This is a genomic window from Woronichinia naegeliana WA131 (assembly GCA_025370055.1).
In the GTDB taxonomy this organism is placed as follows: domain Bacteria; phylum Cyanobacteriota; class Cyanobacteriia; order Cyanobacteriales; family Microcystaceae; genus Woronichinia; species Woronichinia naegeliana.
This window is the reverse complement of sequence record CP073041.1, coordinates 5677234-5696993: the sequence shown is the minus strand read 5'-3', so window position 1 is coordinate 5696993 and position 19760 is coordinate 5677234. Positions and strand designations below refer to the sequence as shown.

At 39.9% G+C, this 19760-nt stretch carries 19 protein-coding genes and 2 pseudogenes; 7 read left to right on the top strand and 14 right to left on the bottom strand.

All coding sequences use genetic code 11. From position 1 onward, the window contains the following. The first annotated feature begins 14 nt into the window (after nt 1-14). The 4 genes and pseudogenes from KA717_28820 (at nt 15) to KA717_28805 (ending at nt 4350) form a co-directional block, all read left to right on the top strand. Nucleotides 15-1055 (top strand): ABC transporter substrate-binding protein, encoded by a 1041-nt coding sequence (locus KA717_28820; protein ID UXE59715.1) that lies wholly within the window; start codon nt 15-17, stop codon nt 1053-1055. 227 nt (nt 1056-1282) lie between these two features. Then, entirely contained in the window at nt 1283-2098 is an 816-nt protein-coding gene (locus KA717_28815; GenBank protein ID UXE59714.1) for an ABC transporter permease, read from the top strand. A 151-nt stretch (nt 2099-2249) separates the two neighbouring features. Further along, a pseudogene (locus KA717_28810) lies at nt 2250-3531 on the top strand (ISKra4 family transposase). Between the two features lie 51 nt (nt 3532-3582). Next, on the top strand, nt 3583-4350 hold the full coding sequence (locus KA717_28805) for an ABC transporter ATP-binding protein (GenBank protein UXE59713.1): 768 nt from the start codon (nt 3583-3585) through the stop codon (nt 4348-4350). Nucleotides 4351-4505: 155 nt separating this feature from the next. Here KA717_28805 and KA717_28800 read toward each other — a convergent pair whose 3' ends face one another. The 4 genes from KA717_28800 to ylqF form a co-directional block, all read right to left on the bottom strand. After that, complete coding sequence (locus KA717_28800) at nt 4506-6980, bottom strand: N-6 DNA methylase (GenBank protein UXE59712.1); 2475 nt, start codon at nt 6978-6980, stop codon at nt 4506-4508. A gap of 438 nt (nt 6981-7418) precedes the next feature. Then, nucleotides 7419-7694: a hypothetical protein gene (locus KA717_28795; protein UXE59711.1), complete on the bottom strand. Its 276-nt coding sequence runs from the start codon at nt 7692-7694 to the stop codon at nt 7419-7421. A 30-nt stretch (nt 7695-7724) separates the two neighbouring features. Continuing rightward, nucleotides 7725-8237 carry a hypothetical protein gene (locus KA717_28790; GenBank protein ID UXE59710.1) on the bottom strand — a complete coding sequence of 171 codons (513 nt, stop codon included), beginning with the start codon at nt 8235-8237 and terminating at the stop codon, nt 7725-7727. 124 nt (nt 8238-8361) lie between these two features. Then, nucleotides 8362-9195 (bottom strand): ribosome biogenesis GTPase YlqF, encoded by an 834-nt coding sequence (ylqF, locus tag KA717_28785; GenBank protein UXE59709.1) that lies wholly within the window; start codon nt 9193-9195, stop codon nt 8362-8364. Between the two features lie 227 nt (nt 9196-9422). On the opposite strand from ylqF, the gene KA717_28780 reads away from it, so the two are divergent. The 3 genes from KA717_28780 (at nt 9423) to KA717_28770 (ending at nt 12425) form a co-directional block, all read left to right on the top strand. Then, nucleotides 9423-10109, top strand: a complete 687-nt coding sequence (locus tag KA717_28780; GenBank protein ID UXE59708.1) for a pentapeptide repeat-containing protein — start codon at nt 9423-9425, stop codon at nt 10107-10109. A 65-nt stretch (nt 10110-10174) separates the two neighbouring features. Next, a complete protein-coding gene (locus KA717_28775) occupies nt 10175-11041 on the top strand; it encodes a 3'(2'),5'-bisphosphate nucleotidase CysQ (protein ID UXE59707.1) in 867 nt (288 codons plus the stop codon). 16 nt (nt 11042-11057) lie between these two features. Continuing rightward, complete coding sequence (locus KA717_28770; protein ID UXE59706.1) at nt 11058-12425, top strand: AAA-like domain-containing protein; 1368 nt, start codon at nt 11058-11060, stop codon at nt 12423-12425. Between the two features lie 44 nt (nt 12426-12469). On the opposite strand, the pseudogene KA717_28765 reads toward KA717_28770, so the two are convergent. From KA717_28765 to chlP, 10 genes and pseudogenes are all read right to left on the bottom strand, one after another. Further along, a pseudogene (locus KA717_28765) lies at nt 12470-12763 on the bottom strand (ABC transporter permease). 46 nt (nt 12764-12809) lie between these two features. Continuing rightward, a complete protein-coding gene (locus KA717_28760; GenBank protein UXE59705.1) occupies nt 12810-13403 on the bottom strand; it encodes a CPBP family intramembrane metalloprotease in 594 nt (197 codons plus the stop codon). 14 nt (nt 13404-13417) lie between these two features. Continuing rightward, nucleotides 13418-14494 carry a DUF3326 domain-containing protein gene (locus KA717_28755; protein UXE59704.1) on the bottom strand — a complete coding sequence of 359 codons (1077 nt, stop codon included), beginning with the start codon at nt 14492-14494 and terminating at the stop codon, nt 13418-13420. Nucleotides 14495-14498: 4 nt separating this feature from the next. Next, nucleotides 14499-14684, bottom strand: coding sequence for a hypothetical protein (locus tag KA717_28750; protein UXE59703.1), 186 nt, complete (start codon nt 14682-14684; stop codon nt 14499-14501). A 424-nt stretch (nt 14685-15108) separates the two neighbouring features. Next, a complete protein-coding gene (locus KA717_28745) occupies nt 15109-15294 on the bottom strand; it encodes a hypothetical protein (protein ID UXE59702.1) in 186 nt (61 codons plus the stop codon). Between the two features lie 16 nt (nt 15295-15310). After that, nucleotides 15311-15520: a DUF4926 domain-containing protein gene (locus KA717_28740; GenBank protein ID UXE59701.1), complete on the bottom strand. Its 210-nt coding sequence runs from the start codon at nt 15518-15520 to the stop codon at nt 15311-15313. A gap of 412 nt (nt 15521-15932) precedes the next feature. Then, nucleotides 15933-17312 carry a KAP family NTPase gene (locus KA717_28735; protein UXE59700.1) on the bottom strand — a complete coding sequence of 460 codons (1380 nt, stop codon included), beginning with the start codon at nt 17310-17312 and terminating at the stop codon, nt 15933-15935. A 345-nt stretch (nt 17313-17657) separates the two neighbouring features. Beyond that, the gene (locus KA717_28730) at nt 17658-18041 is read right to left on the bottom strand and encodes a type II toxin-antitoxin system VapC family toxin (protein UXE59699.1); all 384 of its coding nucleotides are present in this window, start codon (nt 18039-18041) and stop codon (nt 17658-17660) included. Nucleotide 18042: 1 nt separating this feature from the next. Beyond that, complete coding sequence (locus KA717_28725; GenBank protein UXE59698.1) at nt 18043-18291, bottom strand: DUF2281 domain-containing protein; 249 nt, start codon at nt 18289-18291, stop codon at nt 18043-18045. Between the two features lie 167 nt (nt 18292-18458). Further along, nucleotides 18459-19682 carry a geranylgeranyl reductase gene (gene chlP, locus KA717_28720; protein UXE59697.1) on the bottom strand — a complete coding sequence of 408 codons (1224 nt, stop codon included), beginning with the start codon at nt 19680-19682 and terminating at the stop codon, nt 18459-18461. Between the last annotated feature and the right edge of the window lie 78 nt (nt 19683-19760).

The window sequence follows — 19760 nt, the reverse complement described above, 5'->3', positions numbered from 1 at the left end:
CAAAACGATTCCCTATGAAACGGCGCAACTTTTTCTCCTTAATTCTCGTTTTTTGTAGTAGCTTACTACTGACCGTTAGTTGTAATCAAGCTCCTCAACAAACTCCCAATGCAAGTAGTTCTGTGAGTAATACTCCTCCCATTGTCATTGGTTATAGTAACTGGGCGGGGTGGTGGCCCTGGGCGATCGCCGAAGAAGAAGGATTATTTGCTAAAAACGGCGTTAATGTTCAGATGAAATGGTTTGATGGTTATCTGGAATCCTTACAATCATTGGCCGCAGGTCAACTGGATGGTAATAGTCAAACCCTCAACGATACGATCGCCTTTGCGGGGGATGCTGTCAATGGTGAAGTTGCTGTATTAGTTAATGATAATTCATCGGGAAATGACAAAATTATTGTCACAGAAGAGATTAAAACCATTAAAGATTTAAAAGGTAAAAAAATCGCTGTGGAAGAGGGTGTTGTCGATGATTTTCTCCTCAGTTTAGCTCTAGAAAAAGAGGGAATGAGCCGTAAAGACGTGCAAATTGTGCCGATGGAAACAGGAGCCGCCGCCGCTGCCTTTGCTTCGGGAAAAGTGGATGGAGTGGGAGCCTTTCCACCCTTTTGGTCAACGGCTCTCAAACGAAAAGGTTCTAAAGAATTAATCAGTTCTAAAGCCTTTCCTGGGGCCATTCCCGATCTGTTAGTGGTCAGTGCCAAATTAGTCAAAGAAAAACCAGAACAGGTTCAAGCCCTTGTAAAAACCTGGTTTGAGGTTCGAGATTTTATGGTCAAAAATCCTCAAAAAGCCGATGAAATTATGGCCAAGCGAGCAGGCATCAGCTTAGAGGAATTAGCCTTGTATAAAGAAGGAACTGAATTTTTTACCTTAAAACAAAATCTGGAAGCCTTTAGCCCTGGCAAAACCATGAAGAATATGCCCTTTGCTGCTCAAAAAATGGCGGAATTTATGAAAGGAGTTGGCTTTATCAAAAAAGTCCCTGATCTAACTACCATTTTAGACCCACAATTTGTCAAAGCATTGGCAAAAGAAGATAAGAAAACTTAAATAAAATATCTATTATTTTGTGGATTAGAAACTAAATATTTGTGGGGGATATAATAGACTTCTTGCAGATTCAAGAAAGTCCCCCTTTTTAAGGGGGATTTAGGGGGATCAAAAGCTATTGTGCAAGAAGTCTAATATATTATGTCCCTACGAAATACTGAATTTAAGAAACTTATTTTAACTGGGTGATACGAGTGATCAAAATTATTCTTTTCTTTTAAAATCCCATGACCACAACACAGAAAACTCTCACTCCAACAACTTTTTGGCGGATCACAGATGATATTCCTGAATCCCTGAAGTGGATTTTAATGGGTTCCTCCATTCTTGTCCCTTTGATTCTGTGGTTACTGATCTCTAGTTTTGCGGGCATTGAATCGGTATTTTTACCCTCTCCTTTAGCCGTTATTCAAGCTTTAGGAAAATTGGCACAACAGGGCTTTTTAATTCAAGATACTGTCACCAGCTTTTTACGAGTAGTTGGGGGCTTTTTTCTGGGAGGATTATTTGCTATTCCCCTGGGCATTTTAATGGGAACTTTTCCCAGTATTCGCAGTTTAATGGAACCGATTATTGGCGTTGTACGCTATATGCCTGCTCCCGCCTTTATTCCCTTGTTGGTGATTTATCTAGGCATTGGAGAAACATCCAAGGTAATGCTCATTTTTATCGGGACGATTTTTTTTAATACCCTGATGATTATGGATGCAGTGAAATTTATTCCCCGTGAACTTATCGAAGTCACTTATACTTTGGGAGGAACTCGAAAACAGGTTTTATTTAAAGTCATTACTCCCTATATTATTCCTAATATTATTGATACCTTTCGTGTCAATATGGCGGCGGCTTGGAATTTAGTGGTGGTAGCAGAATTAGTTGCGGCAGATAATGGTTTAGGGAAACGTATTTTGTTAGCACAGAAATTTCTCAGAACTGATGAAATTTTTGCCTGTTTAATTGTTTTAGGAATTATTGGTTTTGGTCTTGATTTGAGTTTTCGTTTGCTTTTACGGTGGACTTGTAAATGGTCAATTACTCGTTAATTTAAAATATCCAGGACATAATATATTATGTCCCTACAAAAATTATCTTAATTCATTTTGCTTTTTAATGATAGGAAGGGTGTGACCTTTAGTTGATGAAGGAAAAGAAAAGTGTTAACATGGGATGAAAAGTGACAAAGAGGAAACAATGATGACAGCAAAACTAATTAATGTAGAGGGTTCAAAGATAAAAATAGAACTAACATTAGAACTAAGTCGTTCAATGTTGGATACAGAAATAAATATTCAAAAAGGCTTAAACGAAGTAGGTTGCATCGCCAGCAAAGAAGCCTTGAAATATTTAGATACAGATGGTTCACCCTTAAAAATCGGTGAAGAAATCTGGAAGAGTAAGGGAGAGCAACCGAAAGAATATCAAACACCTTATGGTGAGGTTATAGTGAATCGTCATGTATATCAGCGTTCACCTTTGAGGAAAAACGTATTGCCCCTTAGAAAGAGAAGCAAGGATAATCATAACATCAACGCCATTATTGGCAAAACAGGTATCCTCAAAAATGTCAGGGATGGCAGGCAAAGAGGTGAAAAATGATTTATTAGAAAATCATGGTAGAAAAGTAGCGCTATCCTATATCCAAAGATTGAGTGAAGCAGTAGGAAGTGTGGTACAGGCAAAAGAAGAAGCGTGGAGTTATGCCCCGCCCAAGGAGGATAGCCAAATTGCAACAGTGGGAATAGGATTAGATGGAACCTGTATGCTGATGTGTGAGGATGGCTACCGTGAAGCAATGGTGGGAACCGTTTCCCTATACGATAGTGAAGGCGAACGTCAACATACAATCTATCTAGGTGCGGCACCAGAGTATGGAAAAAAGAGTTTTCTAGAAAGATTAGAAAGAGAAATTGAGCGAGCGAAAAACCGTTATCCAGAGGCAACATTGGTCGGGATAGCAGACGGGGCAGAATCAAATTGGAAGTTTTTAGAAAAGCAAACGGAAGAACAGATATTAGATTTCTATCATGCCTCTGGTTACTTAGGTGCCTTGGCAGAAGCGTTGCATCCGAATACCGTGTCAAAACAAAAAGAATGGTTGACTGAAAATTGTCGAGAACTCAAGCATGAAAAAGGAAAAGCAGGAGAACTGCTAAATCTGATGAAAGAAGTCAAAGAAGAAAAAAGTCATTCTAAGAATCTTACCGAGAAACTACAAGCGGCGATTACTTATTACGAGAATCATCAGCATCAAATGGATTATGCTGAATACATAGAGAAAAAGTATCCGATTGGTTCAGGTGTTACGGAAGCAGCTTGTAAGACGTTGGTCAAACAACGATTATGTTGTTCAGGGATGCGATGGAAGGAAAAAGGAGCAGGAATTATTTTGAGCCTACGAGCTTTGGTATTGACCAAGGAACGATGGAGTCAATTTTGGGCAAAACTTGATCAATATGGGTTCCCTGTAGAACCCTGATTACAACAGCTTTTATCAACTAAAGGTCGCACCCGATAGGAAAAGAACATTATGCACTTAGAAATTAGCCAACTCAATAAAATTTTTACGACTAAACGAGGCCCTATTGTCGCTTTAAAAGATATTAATTTGCACGTTGATAGTGCTGAATTTGTCTGCGCGGTCGGGGCTTCTGGTTCAGGAAAATCAACGTTGTTGCGAATGATTGCAGGGTTAGATACACCGACTTCTGGCACAATTACCGTTGATGGCATTGAAGTAAAAGGGCCAGGGGCCGATCGCGGTATGGTTTTTCAAAGTTATACGCTGTATCCCTGGATGACGGTACAGAAAAATGTTGAATTTGGCTTAAAACTACAGGGATTATCCACAAAGGAACGCTGGGAATTAGCCTGTTATTATCTGAATATTGTTGGCCTTACTCAATTTGCCCAGTCTTACCCCAAAGAATTATCAGGAGGAATGAAACAACGGGTGGCGATCGCTCGTTCCTTAGCCTGTCATCCGAAAATTTTATTAATGGATGAACCCTTTGGGGCTTTAGATGTGCAAACCAAAGAGAGAATGCACGAATATTTAATTGAAATTTGGCAGAAAATCAAGTGTAGCGTTTTAATGATTACCCACGATGTTGACGAAGCCGTCTTTTTAGCCCAACGTATTTATGTGTTGAGTGCTAGACCAGGAACCGTCCAACGGGAATTAACCATTAATTTACCCGAAGATCGCAATTATAAAATTAAACGACAAACCGAGTTTTATAATTACACCGATGAAATTTATGATCTGCTAAGAACCGTTGACACTCTGAGGTCTTAAAGATACCGCTTGCAAAATATCCAACAGTTCAAAAACCGCTACTACCAACGGTTTCTGGTAATGATCGGCAACACATAGATTTATAGGGGAAAATTATCACACAAGGCTTAACAGATCGAAACTCTTTTAGTGTAAAGGATTTAACCCAGAGCGGTCTAACTTGGGCTAAAATGTCGAAAATTTTTGGCTCCAATGATCGTTTCTCCCTGTTTTTCTCGTTCAGCAAGTTCTAAGTTTAAAGCTAAAAGTTCTGCTAAAATGTCATTTTCTGTTGTCAGATCATAAGCTTCCATTATTAGGCGATCAAGTTGGAGATGAAGTTTATAAAGTTGGCTAGCAGGTTCGTGAAAATATTCGTTATAGAGTTTCGTGATACTCCATCGTTTTTGTTCAATCTGTTCAGTGCGATACTGATCTAATTCCTGAGCTTTTATGCGAATTTTTTCAATCAAATTAGATTTAACATTTTGGGGAAATGGAAAGGTTTCAAAACAAGTTGTATTAGTATAGCGAGTATCACTTTTAAGCGTTGAGCGTTGAGCTTTAACCCATAACTGATGAATCTGAGAAGTAAGAATTCCCAGTAAATAAAAGTCATCCGAGGCAATGACCATATTGGCTTCACAGGGCAGAATATTAATATTAACACGAGCGAACATAACCCATTTGACAATTTTAGGTAAGGCAAAATAGAAGTCTAAACTTTCTAAAGCTTTTCTCATGGCGGGTCTCTTTTCACCAAACTGCCACCAGTTAAGTCTTCGGGCATTGCGACGATTATTATCCCGTTCTGGTTTAACTTTTTCTCTCACCCGTTGAAATGGTAATTTATACAGTGAAGCTTGTTCAATAGACATATCATTAAAATCTATTACCCAATCTTTTTTTTGATAGAAATGAATTAAGTTTTTCCCATCAATCATCGGTTTAAGCACTTTCGAGTTTTTTGCATCCGCTTTGATCCATTCCTGAGCTTCTTCTTCCGAAATGATAAATCCTTTTCCTCCTAACGCACAGGACTCAAAAGACATATTTTCATTTGCTTTTAACTGCATAGCACTGGCTATGGATATTTCATTTTTTAAGGAAGAAGAAATGGTTGCAACTTCTAGACCATCTAAAACCTTACGTTTCGGTTGTTGCTTCGACCAATTAACAATACTGACATGAACGGCAGCTTCTCCCGACCATTCTTGAGTAGAAATTGCACTATGAATAATGCCTCCATGATTAACCACATAATCTAAACTGGCCCTTCGTCCTGAAACCTGGGTGATAGAATTGGTTCCCACTAAACCTGCTCGCGTTTTTTCGCCTAAGTAATCAGTTGTTTTCCTAAACCAAAATACACAAAAATCAGGCTGTCCTTCCACTTCAGGAAAGGCTTTATAAACTTTTTCGGTATATTTATTACCTAACAGCGATCGCAGTTTTTTACCACCTAAAAAAGGAGGATTACCGATAATCGCATCCGCCGTTTGCCAGGGAGTAAATAAAGCATCTTTACAGATAATATTTTGATCTAAAGTATCTAATGGTAAAGCTGGCTCCGTTAAATCAAAGCGATCAATGGCCACTTTACGGGCAATCATCATCGTTACTCGTGCTAACTCCACCGCAAAGGGATTTATATCTATGCCATAAAATTGAATCGGTGTCACAACGCCAATTTTTTGTTGCTGATTATCCCCTGAAATTAAAGCGATTTTTTCAAATAAAAGCCGTTCAATACGTTTTAGTTCCTGATAGGCAATGTAGAGAAAATTACCCGAACCACAAGCTGGATCAAGGACTCGATAACTTCTTAATTCCTGTTCTAATTGACTTAATTCTTCTAGGTTTTTAGCCGCTTCAATTTTATCCTCCCAATATTCACTAATGGTTGGACGGACAATTTTCATAATATCCACTTCTGAGGTGAAATGAATACCATGAGTATGACGTTCCTGACTATTCGCTGTTCCTTCAAAAATACTACCAAAAATAGCGGGTCGAACCTTGCTCCAATCCTGTAAGGCAGTTGCATTTAATAACTCTAATTCTTTTTCTGTTAACTCAATTGCTTCAATCTTTGCAAATAAACCACCGTTAAAATAATCTACTCCTTTATAGCGACCGACTGGAGTAATACCTGCACTATTCATGGCGCGAAATAAACCCCCTAAAACATCGTAGGAACTTTCACCTTTCATGCAAGCTTGCACACAATCCACAAATAAATCATTCGGGAGTAATTTACGATCTTCGGCAAACATCGCTAAAACACATTGCAAAACAAAGCGTTGGGCCATCAATTCATCAAAGACTTTACTTTGATTTTGACGCGCTTTTAATAGTTTAAATAATTGCCCCATACGGCTCGCGGCTTTTTCCGTTACTTCGACCTGATTATTGCGAAAAATAGGAGGAAAATTAGCCGGTTCTAAAAAGCGAAAAGCACTAGCCCGTTCAGGTAAATTTTCCAGGGCAATAATATCAACAGGGGTATCAACTTGTAGATTAAAATCGTAAATCCAAAATTGATCAAAGTTACATAAAATGACATAACGTGGGCGATCAGGTACTAAATAAGTCCAATAACGAAAGGCTTGAGGATAGTGTTTATCCAGATTTTCTCCCCGTTTTTTCATTTCAATTAAGACACGAGAGGGCCAAACAAAATCGGCATAGCCAGTTCGTCCTTGTTGACTACTTTTGGCAATCCGTTTTTCGTATTCTGCCTTAACTTCTTTCGCGCCTTCGTTACCAAAAGCCTATAAGAGACGATCTAAAAAGACTTGAGCATCGCCTTTTTCATCACCTTTGATATACTGGTGACAATAGTTGACAAATTCCTTGAGCTTTTGAGAGACAGCTTCATTGATCATGGGAAAGTTATTGTTGGTTCAGACGACGAGCTTTTTGACTGTTATTATGCCAGAGAGCGATCGCCTGAAGAAAATAGGAGATTAGTGAAATAGAAAACGTTGCTTAATTTTGGAAAATCCTTAACTCAGGTAGTTTTTAGGGCTGTAAATTCAATTTGTTAACCTCTCAAATAAGCAACGTTCAAAATATCGTCAATTAACCTAAAAATATTGTTGATAATACTGCTCGATCAGACCGACTGCCTTTAGCAAGGGCGAATCTAATGACCCAATCCAATCAGCGACTTCACGGGATAACCCCAAGGTTAAAACGCCTTTTGAGGGTTCTAACTTATCCTCCAATACCTGATGCTTGAGCCGTTGAAGGACATCAACCACCGTTGCTAAACGTTTAGGTTCCTCTTCTAAAGAAAGTTCTTGAGATAGGGTAATGGCAGAGTCAATCAAACCAATAAATTCTGATTTTTTACTTGACATAAAATTTGCGTAAAACGAATTCTGGTAATTCTAAGGACAACTAAACGGTTTTACAGTAATACTTTCACCATCAGACCATTTAATATTAGGATCTCTTGAATCTTTAATAAAGGTCTGTTGTCCGCCACCTGGATAACAAGATGCTGGGTTTTGAGGAGCAACAATTCCCTGATAAACAGTTGTTCCAGCCGGTAAGGTCACTGTCACTTTCATACTGGCAGGATTAGGAGGTTGCCAACTTTGATCAAGGGCTAAATTTCTGATTACATCTACGTTTGTTGTGTATTGATTACTGGTTAAGTACCTGCCATATTTGGAAACATTATTACCGAAATAACGATAAAAATTCTGGGGCTTGTCTAATACAACTTCCTTACATTCAGAGTTAAGAAAGGTAACAGCAATATCCGCAGAAAGCGGACAGGAAGGAGTTTGAGCAGATGCTTTTTCAGGATTAAATCCTAAATATTGAGGGAAATTACTAACCAGTAAACTCCCTAAAAAACCTAAGCTTAGATTTATGACGGCTGACTTGATTTTCATAACAACTGATCCTGATTTCTCTATTTGCCTTTTTTAAAGTTTATCAAAATCGAGATAAAATGCAAGGGGAGAGATGATAAGTTTTATTAAAAATAAGGTTTTTATGAGACTTACTATAATTTGCCTAGAAAGGTAACTCTAAGGGAACCGTGCCGATTAAACCCTTACGGAAATCATTGAGTAGTTGCCGAGAAGTCTTTTCTAAATCATTTTGAAAACGATCGCTGGCTAACTGGTGTAAATAAGATTCGGCGGTCATTTCCTGGGGCGGCACTTGATAACGATCTTCTAGAAAAGCTGATAAATTTAGGGAGAATAATAAGTCAATAAAGGCGATCGCAACAAGTTGATTTTCATAGGCAGCTTCTCCAATATCTTCACAAATGGCCAATTTTAGCGCGTCATTTTGATTTTCCAGTTTAAGGGGAATCACCCCTGGTGCGTCTAATAGTTCTAAAGTATCCGAAATACGAACCCAGCGCAGTTGTCGCGTTACCCCCGCCCTTCTAGCACTGACCACAATTTTGCGCCCTAGTAAGCGATTAATTAAAGCCGATTTACCCACATTAGGAAAACCCACCACCACGGCCCGTACTGCTCTTGGTTGCATTCCCCGCGATCGCCGTTTTTCATTAATGGCTATCCCCACTGCTTGAGCCGCTTTACTAATCGCTTTCACCCCTTCTCCCTGTTTGGCATTGGCCCCATAGGCCTCAATTCCCTGGTTCCGAAACCAGCTTAACCATTCCTTGCCCAGTTTTTCTGGGATCATATCCACCCGATTGAGCACGACAAGACGGGGTTTGCTGCCGATCCATTCGATAATTTGGGGATGGTGAGAAGCCAAAGGAATACGGGCATCGATCACTTCTAAAACCACATCCACTTTTTTGAGTTGTTCTTTCAGTTCACGTTCAGCCTTGGCAATGTGGCCAGGGTACCATTGAATTAATGCCATAGAGGAGACTGGGAGAGGGGGAGACTGGGGGAGTAAGGCGATATACTCTATTCGATGTCTGAGGGCCGTTAATTAACTCTTTTTAATTAAACTTTTTAATGAATTAAAGTAATTCACTTCAGAGATTAGCATTACCCCTTGCTCCTATAATAGAGTCAAAATCACTACAAAGCGCGTTCTAAGCTGCAATTCACATTAAAAGAATGGAGATCATGAATGGCAAAAGTTTGATTTATCGTGATCTAGATCGCGGCGATCGCCAGGTAATTCCCCTGCACCAGAGCGGTGTGGATCTTCACGGTTATCAATTTAGCCATAGCAATTTAGCTGGCATTCAATTTACTAATTGCAATCTTGTCCAGGCCAAATTTCCCTACGCTAATTTACAAAGAGCTAATTTAATCGGCTCGGATCTCCGTTTTGCCGATCTCAGTGAAGCGGATCTCAGTGAAGCCAATCTGATTGCGACCAATCTTCGTCAAGCGAATCTGCGACGGATTAACGGTTGTCGCGCCCTGTTACAACGCAGTAATCTCAGTGAGTCGGCCTTACAGGAAGCCAATTTTAATCAAGCCGATCTGAGTCAAAGTATTTTTACGGAAGCAGAGGCCCAGGGAATTTATCTCTATCGGGCTAATTTATGTCAAGCCAAATTAGTGCGGGCCCATTTTCAACAAGCCTATGCCCTAGAAGCCGATTTTAGCTATATTGACGGCGATCGCTTAGATTTGCGTTGGGCCAATCTGAAGAAGGCTAATTTTCGTTATGCTAATCTGACTAGGGCGAATCTAGAACAGGCTAATCTCAGTCAGGCTGATTTGACCGGAGCGAACTTGAGTGGGGCCAATCTGAATGGAGCAAACCTACAACAGACCATTTTGACCCAGACCCATTTAGATGGGGTGATATTATAGACTGAGCATTTTTTGAAAATCTTTGTCCTTAACCTCTCATCTCTAGGAAATATTAGGAAATTATTGTGACTCATACCACCATCGATTTAGCCGTCATGATCCCGACTGTCCGTAGTGTGGGCTGGGGAGCTATGGAGATTTTGCGTTCCTACTATCACGGTAGTCTTGCCGCTAACCTCGATGTTCAGGAAAATAAAAAAGACGGCCCTGTCACCGCCGCCGATAAGGCCGCCAATCAGTACATTTTAGAAAAACTCCAGGCTGCTTTTGGGCTAGAACAATTTGGCTATCTTAGTGAAGAAACCCATGAAGGAAGCGAACCTTTGCCCCAGGATTGGGTGTGGATTATTGATCCCCTCGATGGCACCAGGGATTTTATTGATCGCACCGGAGAATACGCCCTCCATATTGCCCTGGCTTATCAACAACACCCCGTTCTTGCCGTTGTCGGAGTTCCTGAAGCTGAAAAGTTATATTTCGCTGTGAAAGGTCAAGGCACTTTTGTAGAAACTCAATCGGGAGAATTGCAGAAAATTGAGCTATTCCCCCAACCGACTCTTGATTCCCTGACTCTGGTTGTCAGTCGTACCCACCGCGATCAACGTTTTCAGGATCTAATTGAGCGTCTTCCCTTCAGCGATCGCCACTATGTCGGTAGTGTGGGCTGTAAAATTGTGGCTATCCTAGAAAAGCAAGCAGATATTTATATTTCCCTATCGGGTAAATCGGCCGCTAAAGACTGGGATTTTGCTGCACCCGAACTGATCCTGACAGAAGCTGGCGGAAAATTCACCTACTTTAATGGCGAACCTGTCACCTACAATCGAGGCGATGTCCGTCAGTGGGGAGGCATCTTTGCTAGTAATGGCTCTTTCCATGAAAAACTCTGTCAAGAATCCTTGGACATTTTGGCAGAAATTGATCAAGCTTAGTTAAATCGTAAAGAACATGAAACCATCCGGCTGGGATCAATTCTTACAAGACATCGCCCAGGATTACGACATTCATGGCAAAAACAAAGAAGTCTTTTTAACCCGTTTTGCCTACGAAAACTGGCGAAAATCTGACACAGAAATTTGGGAATTAGCCGAGGCCGCTAGTCACGAAACCTATAAAAAGCAAATGACCCAGATCTATGGCTATTTTGCTAAAGATAAACCTAAAGGCTGTCCTGAACTTGATCCCAGTAGTAAAGGGCCAGGAAAATTTCAAATCTTGCGAGAATGGTTTAAAGAAGTTCAATATCCCCAGTGGCAGCAGGCTCGTACTCCCGCCTCAACGGTCATTCCGAATTCTGTTTTAACAACCAATCTTAATGGGAATGCTAACCTATATATCCCGCGTCCTCCCATTGAACAGGAAAGCCTACAATCCATTCTGAAGCCAGGCGGATTAGTGCATATCAAAGCCCCAGAAAAAATGGGCAAAACCGCTTTATTAAAATTAATTCTCTCCCAAGCTGAAACGGCTAATTTACAGAGTGTCTATTTAAACTTCCAAGTAGCGGAGAGTGCTATGTTCAGCAGTTTAGATAAATTTCTGCGTTGGTTTTGTGCCAATATTAGCCGTGAATTAAAACTGAAACCTCAACTAGACGACTATTGGGATGAAGACCTATTTGGCAGTCTCGTTAGTTGTAAAACCTATTTTCAAAATTATCTTTTGGAACAACTTTCCCAGCCTCTCGTTTTAGGATTAGACAATTTAGATAAAATCTTTGAATATCCTGATATTGCTCAAGATTTCCTTCCGATGTTGCGTTATTGGCATGAAGAAGGCAATAGTTTACCCATTTGGCAGAATTTGCGCCTGATTATTGCTAACTCCACTGAAGTTTATCTCAAATTAGACTCAAACCAATCTCCCTTTAATGTGGGCAAACAGATTAAGTTAACGGGTTTTAATTTAGCTCAGGTTAATCTTTTACTGCAATCCTACGGTTTTACGGAAGGCCAACAAACTGAGTTACAAGGGTTTATCGAAGCTCTGATTAGCCTCGTGGGGGGGCATCCCTATCTGCTGCGTTTGGCCCTAGAAACGTTAAAAACGGAACAACTAACACCAAGCCAATTATTAGCGGAAGCTCCGACCCAAGGCGGTATTTATAGCCATCATCTACGTCATTACTGGAATAGTTTACAAGCTCATCCTGAATTGGCTGCTGGCATGAAAGCAGTTGTCAATAGTCCGCAAGCGATTACCTTAGAACCAATGGTGACGTATCGTTTGGAGAGTATGGGGTTAATTCTTCTTACAGGAGAGGAGGCCAAACCAAGTTGTCCCCTTTATCAGCAATATTTTTCTAATAATCTTTGACAGAATAATCTCTGGTAAGCAGTACTAATAACTTGTGTCTAATGGAGGGCAATCGCCACATTGAGAATACCGCGTCCCAAAATAAAAGCCAGGGTAATGGATAACAAGAGGCCAGGCCGGGTGTAAATCGTATCCATTAAGAAGAGTAATAATTTATCAACTTTCCCCCCTAAATAACCACTGATTAAACCCAAGGGAACCCCGATAAAGACTGATAAACTGGTGGCTAAAAGAACAACCTGTAGGGCAGCTTGACTACCGAATAACGTACGAGAGAACACATCGTAACCCCGCACATTTGTCCCAAACCAATGGGAAAAACTAGGAGCCTCTAAAGGTAGGCTATTTTTGCAAAAATTAACTCTCATTGTATTAAAATTTTCATCATAAGAGCGGCTTTCTCAGCCCTTGATTGAGCTTCCAGAGACTACTAGAGACTAAATTGGTCACAATATGAGCCACAATAGGAACCATTAAATTGCCCGTTACCAAGGCCGTATAACCCAAAGCAAAGCCCACAATCGTTGCCCAAATGACGTAGGGCCATTGTTGCAACCCGCTTAAATGCAATACGCCAAAAACAAGACTGGAAACAATAACGGCAGTTAAATTTAAACCTAAGGCCGGGAGCATAATGCCACGAAATAAGAGTTCTTCACTTAAGCCGGGCAATAGTCCCAGCCAAATTAGATCGGGCCAGACTAAGGGTTTAATGACTAACTCTAAATAAGCATCCGCACTGTGACGATAGGCGGGCCAAAGTCGATAGATAATACCACTGGCTAAGACGATCGCCGCCGCTAACCCTAGACCTTCTAGTCCCGCTTGCCAAGTTACTTGCCATCTGAGGAGGGGTATTTCTCCTAACTTCTGCCAGATTTTGGCGATCACTAGCAGAATAACGGCGGTTATGCCCATGACCATCAGAATTTGGGTGCGGGTCAAGGGATCAAAATTAGACGGGTTAGATTGGGTCACAGATTTAGTTTAAATTAGCTTAAACAGTGCATTGTAGAAAAGGTAGGATGAAAACAATCAAGATTCACACCAGCCCGATGGGCCACTAAAACGCCCAGGGCTTCTAAATACGAGTTTACCCTAATTGCTTTGATTGCCAAAGCTTCAGGTGGGACTTGCATCTGGGTTTGATTATCGCTGACGGCAATGATCAAAGGTGATGGGGCGAATGGAGCCTGAATTTGCCCCCAACTCAGGGTAGCACTTCCACCACAGGCACTAGCGGGAATCACCAAAGCATTAACCTGCTTTGACCAGAGTGTATCCTTGTTTCCCTGCTCGGACTTGACGAATTGCGGGGCGCGACTGAGTCCGACTAATACACAGGGCAGAAAGGTGTAACCAATTTCTTCGGCCGCCGCACGGGGAGAAATGGTGGGATCGAGGGGTAAGGGACTGAGGGCAGGGGCATGGGCACAGGGAACTTGGAATTGCCGCACGATTAAATGGGAAATAACGGCTTCGGCCCCTGAAAGCGGATCAACCCCTGAACCATGACGGTAATTATCCAGAACCGTTTGATCCACCTGATCGGGAAAACGAGCAATCACCGCGATCACTGTTGCCTGGGCTTGAGTAATTAATTTTTCGGCGGCTCGTAATAAACTATCGGGATTCCCAATGGTTCCCCAACTGGCCCCCGATGGTGAGGTTCTCAGTTCAACGGCTAAAGGGGCATCGGTGATCACGTAATCGGTTAGGGTTAGTCCTAACGTGGCCCTGGTTGCCTCGGCTACTTGAAGATGCCGCGATCGCAGATCGGATTCAATCCCTTGATCCAAAATCAGACCAATGCGGTTCGGCTGGCTGGGTTGAGTCGGTTGCAGTCCCCAAACCCCCTGGGCAAATTGATCCAGGCCATAACCTTCTACATAAAGTACATTGTTAATCGGCCAATAGAGTTGCGCTCCATTCATCACATTGGGATGGGTAATCAGGCGATCGCAGATCTGAGCCATAGCCCTGGCGATCGGTAAAGCATCCCCCGCATAACCGCCTAAAGCCGCACCAATACCCGTCGGAATAATCAGAGCAACGTTATAACTTGTCATTGAATTAGGATTGAACTTGGCCAGTGGTGACAATGGCTTCAATCTGAGCCGTTTGGGTGATGGTATTTACTTCAGTAATGGCCCAGCGTAGGGGTTCTCCCTGTTTACTCAACTCTTCGTTAATAGCCTGTTGCAAGGGAATAGTGGCATTATTGAGATCGATTTCAGCAGTAATAAAATGGGTAGTCATGGTAATAGTTTGGCAATAAACACTGAGTTTCTTCCTAGTTTAAGCCGAAAAAGTCAGTGATTGATGATTATGGTTGAGATTTGGCTGTGAGCCGTTTCTAAACTTATAACGTATAGGGGCAAGGGGCTTAAGTCCGTTGTTATAGAGCTTTGAGTAAAATCACCATGCACTTTAAATCGTGGCGGCTTAAAGTGGGCAAATTGTGTACCAGTTTAGTGTATTATTTGTGTTCCGATTGGAAGTAATTAACGGCTTCTTGAAGATAGGTCAAATAGAGCAAACTATCGGCTAGATTGGGTAGTTTAGGAATTACTAAAACTAATTCGGAGGAAATGATCAAAATTCGAGGGTCGGGGTAGGGAACAAGTAAAAGGACTTAAATTTTTGAGGTTTTGATTTTCTTCTAAATCTATCATTAAATCTTCTACTGGGCCGCGATGAAAATTTCCCTGAGCATATCCTGTTCGGATTGGGTAACATTTTCTATAAGTTCTTGTCGTCGTTGTTGTCTCAAACGATTTTGGATAATTTCGATGAGCATGGTTTGTTCATCAATGGTTAGGGATTCTACGGTATCTAGGGCTTCTTGAAAGGTGGGATAAGTTTTCATGGTGTAGTTTTATTGGTTAAAAATTAAAGTTTGTGGGTTGAATTTGGGAGGATTTAACTTCCAACGTTATGCCTGAAATAGGAATATCAAAGCCTTCTAAGCTATAGCCGTCTTCTTGGCCTTCAGGCATTGGATAATGTTCGATAACCATAGCGGTATCGCCTTTTTTTAGTCCATAGTTAGGTAGATCTTCTGTAAGAGCAATTTGTGTATAAAGTTTGATCATTTGAATTTATTTTAGATTTGGACAGGATAGGCAAAAACATCAACTGCGATCGCTCTTAAGGGTTTTTGTTTATTTATTGATCGCCCTTAAGGGCTTTTGTTGACTGTGTAACATAACTCGAATAGTTTCTGTGGTTTCATTGCTAAAGATTTCTTCACCACAACGAGAACAAACGGTTGCGGGAATATTTTCGACTAGATGAAACTGTCTGTCAATTTCAAAAATCTCGTTAACATATTCGGTATGAGATTCTTCTGAATAGCAAATATGACAGTTAAACATTTTAATGTTGTCGAATTTCTTGAAGATTTTTTACATTTGTTTATTTTAAAGGTCGATTGTATAAATTAATTTTATGGTGGGTTACGGTTCTCTAGCTCACCCTACGCCTAAATTTTACAAATTAGTTCAATTAATTTATGTTGATACGATTCAATGACTCAATATGTCTGATGATTGTTCTCATGACATTGTAACGACGAAGAGTATAACAGCGTAACTCGCTTCTTAGACGACCAACATAAGTAGCTATTTCTTCAGAGTGATAATAGCTATTATTATTTTCTTTATTTAATGATAACAAAAATAGTTCGCACTTATCAACTAATTCTTTCTCTTGTTGTGGATTTTCTTCAAAAATTATGAAATATGAGAATATTGAAATTAGGACTCCAGAATCAAAATGTAAATCTTTATTTTTTGATACTCCTTCAATCAGCAAGGTAATTATTTTATTTGATGTTTCAGCATTGAGTATGTATTCTTGGTAGAGAGATTCGTTGGAATGTTTTAGAGCAATGAGGGTTATATATATTGGTTCAAATTGATTTGAAGACATAGGAAGAAATAGCAATTTCATTCTTGTCACTAAAAAATTAATATCTCTCAGTTTAAACCCAAATATTTTTGTAATACAGAGGGTTAAACCAACAAGATCGTAATAATTTGTATTAATCTGTAATGTTTTAAATTGACTATCAATATATTTCTTAAGATCAGGTTCTTTTAAAGAATAATCTAAATCTATGAAACGTTTGAGATATTTTTTAGACTCGAAATTATTTCCATAAACAGCGCAAATACTATGAGAAAGTTGCCCTAGATCAGTAGAAAGAATAAAAACTAATCTTTCAATATCGAATAAATGTTTAACTCTTTCTAGTAACTCAATTGCATAGGTTGGACGACAGCGATCCAATTCATCAATAAAGATAATTAGATTTTTTTGTTCCTTTGGTAATTTATCCAGAATTTTTTTAATTACATCCTTGAATTGTGTAATTGCTTGAGACTTTTCATTGAATTTATCTATTAAATCTCCTGTGATATCTCCTGAGAAATCAGCGATAATTTTTTCATAGTCTTTTTCCATATCTAAAGCTCCAACAGTAGCCACTTTTGCACCTGCAATTAGAGACCGTTTTAGAATTTTAGGTAATATATCTTTTTTAAACTTATCCCATTTTGCATTCTGAGATTTTCCATTATTAGTAACCCATTTATCTAATTTAGATATTAAAGCAATTAGGGGATCTTCTGCAAAATCGGTTTCCCAAGCATTAAAACAAATAAAATCTAAACTTTGTTGTTCTAAATAAGCACACCACAGCCGAATAAACGTGGTTTTTCCTGTCCCCCAGGGAGCATTAACCGCTAAGACTAAAGGCGCTTCAAGCTTGCAAATAATCTGAGTTAAATTTTCGATTTCTTCCTCGCGGTCTAACAGATCGTTATCAAAAGGATACTTAGGAAGGTTAGGATCAATTTCAATATCTTTCGGCTTAATTCGCATAATTTAAAGATTTAGAAAGAAAATAAAAATAATAAGTGAGCCGAGACCCACCATTCCATTTTACCCAAAATTCACGAATATGCAATCATAAAGTGAATCAGGAATTTTCTTTTCGTGAACAATAAATATTCCAATAAGTATTATGGCGCACAGGATATTTATCTTTATCATCAACACAGATTTCTATTTCCGTGTTAGCCACTTCGTAAAAAAAGCGTTTACAAAAATTGCATTGTTAAGCTCCGATAAAAAAATCTGTATAAAGGGAGTTAGTCTTCGGGTGAGTTATACTTGTTTAGTTTCCCCTCAAAAATCATACAACAAAAAGTAAAAATTTTAGCTTTTTTATAACTCTAATAGTTTAACAGGATACTGATTAAATATAGAATCTTGGCTTACCAGTGTCATAGAACGGTTAATCGCTTGAGAAATCAAAATTCGATCAAATGGGTCTTTATGATGTAAAGGCAAATTAATATAAGCGGAAAAATCACTCACAATAACATTTAATATTATAATATTTGAATCATCTAAAGCCTTAGATAAATCTCGAAAATCTAACTTTAGCTTTAGCTTACCAATATTAAGTTTTATGGCAACTTCCCAAAGAGAAATAATACTAACAAAAACTTGATTACACTTTTCAATTTTATCTCGAACTTCTGGTGCTAATTTTGCATCATCATTTAAAAACCAAAGCATAACATGAGTGTCTAGTAAAAATTTCATATTACATATACTCCTCAAATTCTTCTAAAGGATCATCAAAGTCATCTGACATCCAAATTTTTCCTTTTAGTAAACCAGCCTTACGCTTTTTTGTACTATCATTTTCGGAGCATTTATTCACTAAAAATTCTGTGTAATGTAAAATTTCTAATTTTAATGAATTAGGTAACTTAGAAAGTAATGATAATAACTCCAATTCAGAGAAATTTTCACTATCTTGTAAAAAATTTTGTCCAATAGTTTGAGACATAATTAATTCTCCTTATAAATTTTTAAAAATACAAAAAGCTAGGTTACAAATAATCCTTAAAATCTTCTAAGGTTTCATCAAAATAAATAAGACAGATAAGAAGATTAGAATTTTATCAAAAAGAGTGGGCCGAAACCCACCCTTCCATCTTACCGAAAATTAACTAATTAGGGAGCTAACGCATTGCCGCGTAACAAACTCCCAATCGTTTTCGCTGTAATCTTCATTTGCACCAACGGATTAGCTGGCACAACCGTTTTATACAGATAACTGTCAAACGTTAAACGTTGAACATCAATATCGGCACACATTTCCACAAACGCCTCGCGGGTCGCATCGGTGCGATAGAAAACCCGTTGCAGAATGTCTAACACCAGATAGGTGATGCCATACCGCTTATCCCATTCCTTGATATAGGTTTTGAGATCAGCTTCCGTCGGAATCCGTTGACCATTATTACTGGTAGCGACAACCGTTTCCGCACACATCCGCGCTGATTTTGCCGCAAAATAAATGCCCTCACCCGAAGACTTGGTGACAGTTCCCGCCGCATCACCCACCAGAGCCACACGACCCACTACTCGACGAGGACGGGGATGTTCGGGGATAGGATGGGCTTCAACCTTGATGATTTGGCCACCTTCTAGTTTTTTGGCTGCCCGCTCACGGATACCACGCTGGAGGTCTTTGATTTTTGCCTTGTTGACCTTCATGGTTCCCGTACCCACCGCAACGTGGTCGTATTTGGGGAAAACCCAAGCGTAAAAGTCAGGAGAAACATCATCACCGACATACATTTCAGCTAGGTCTTCGTAGTAGGCCATCTTGTCTTCCGGTAAACGAATGCGTTCCTGGAAAGCGATCGCATAATTATAGTCACCCGCATCAATGGCCTTAGCAATACGAGAATTAGCCCCATCCGCACCGATCACCAAATCTACCTTCAGAGACTTCATTTCTCCATCGGCAGAACCATTGCTGTGATCCGCATAGTGCAAGGTATAGGGAGCCGTATCGTTGCTAGGAATATCGAGCTTATAGACCGTGCCATTAATCACCTTCGTGCCTAGCTTTTCAGCGCGATCGCGGAGAAACCCATCTAAAACTTCCCGACGGCACATTCCAATATACTCATCAGGATTGAGGGTTTGACCGATATTTACCTCAATATTGGAAGGCGAGATCATCTTCATTTTCCGAACCTGACGGTCAATAATCTCAGGAGGAAGCTCGAACTCACTGACCATACAGAGGGGAATAGCACCACCGCAGGGTTTGGCGTTGTCTAGTTTGCGCTCAAACAGGTAGGTTTCAATTCCCGCTTTGACTAAAATTTCGGCTGCGGAAGAACCAGCGGGGCCTCCTCCGACAACTGCTACCCGTAGTACCAAAGTCTTTCTCCTAAATTCTCTTAAAATCGTAAGTGAGTACGAATCGCATGGTATCACAGCTTTCTAGTGGAAAGAAAG

Bases quoted from the DNA above. Each gene is read 5' to 3' on its own strand.
- KA717_28820 (UXE59715.1), top strand. From the start codon at position 15: ATGAAACGGCGCAACTTTTTCTCCTTAATTCTCGTTTTTTGTAGTAGC.
- KA717_28815 (UXE59714.1), top strand. From the start codon at position 1,283: ATGACCACAACACAGAAAACTCTCACTCCAACAACTTTTTGGCGGATC.
- KA717_28805 (UXE59713.1), top strand. From the start codon at position 3,583: ATGCACTTAGAAATTAGCCAACTCAATAAAATTTTTACGACTAAACGA.
- KA717_28800 (UXE59712.1), bottom strand. From the start codon at position 6,980: ATGAAAAAACGGGGAGAAAATCTGGATAAACACTATCCTCAAGCCTTT.
- KA717_28795 (UXE59711.1), bottom strand. From the start codon at position 7,694: ATGTCAAGTAAAAAATCAGAATTTATTGGTTTGATTGACTCTGCCATT.
- KA717_28790 (UXE59710.1), bottom strand. From the start codon at position 8,237: ATGAAAATCAAGTCAGCCGTCATAAATCTAAGCTTAGGTTTTTTAGGG.
- ylqF (UXE59709.1), bottom strand. From the start codon at position 9,195: ATGGCATTAATTCAATGGTACCCTGGCCACATTGCCAAGGCTGAACGT.
- KA717_28770 (UXE59706.1), top strand. From the start codon at position 11,058: ATGAAACCATCCGGCTGGGATCAATTCTTACAAGACATCGCCCAGGAT.
- KA717_28755 (UXE59704.1), bottom strand. From the start codon at position 14,494: ATGACAAGTTATAACGTTGCTCTGATTATTCCGACGGGTATTGGTGCG.
- KA717_28750 (UXE59703.1), bottom strand. From the start codon at position 14,684: ATGACTACCCATTTTATTACTGCTGAAATCGATCTCAATAATGCCACT.
- KA717_28745 (UXE59702.1), bottom strand. From the start codon at position 15,294: ATGAAAACTTATCCCACCTTTCAAGAAGCCCTAGATACCGTAGAATCC.
- KA717_28740 (UXE59701.1), bottom strand. From the start codon at position 15,520: ATGATCAAACTTTATACACAAATTGCTCTTACAGAAGATCTACCTAAC.
- KA717_28735 (UXE59700.1), bottom strand. From the start codon at position 17,312: ATGCGAATTAAGCCGAAAGATATTGAAATTGATCCTAACCTTCCTAAG.
- KA717_28730 (UXE59699.1), bottom strand. From the start codon at position 18,041: ATGAAATTTTTACTAGACACTCATGTTATGCTTTGGTTTTTAAATGAT.
- KA717_28725 (UXE59698.1), bottom strand. From the start codon at position 18,291: ATGTCTCAAACTATTGGACAAAATTTTTTACAAGATAGTGAAAATTTC.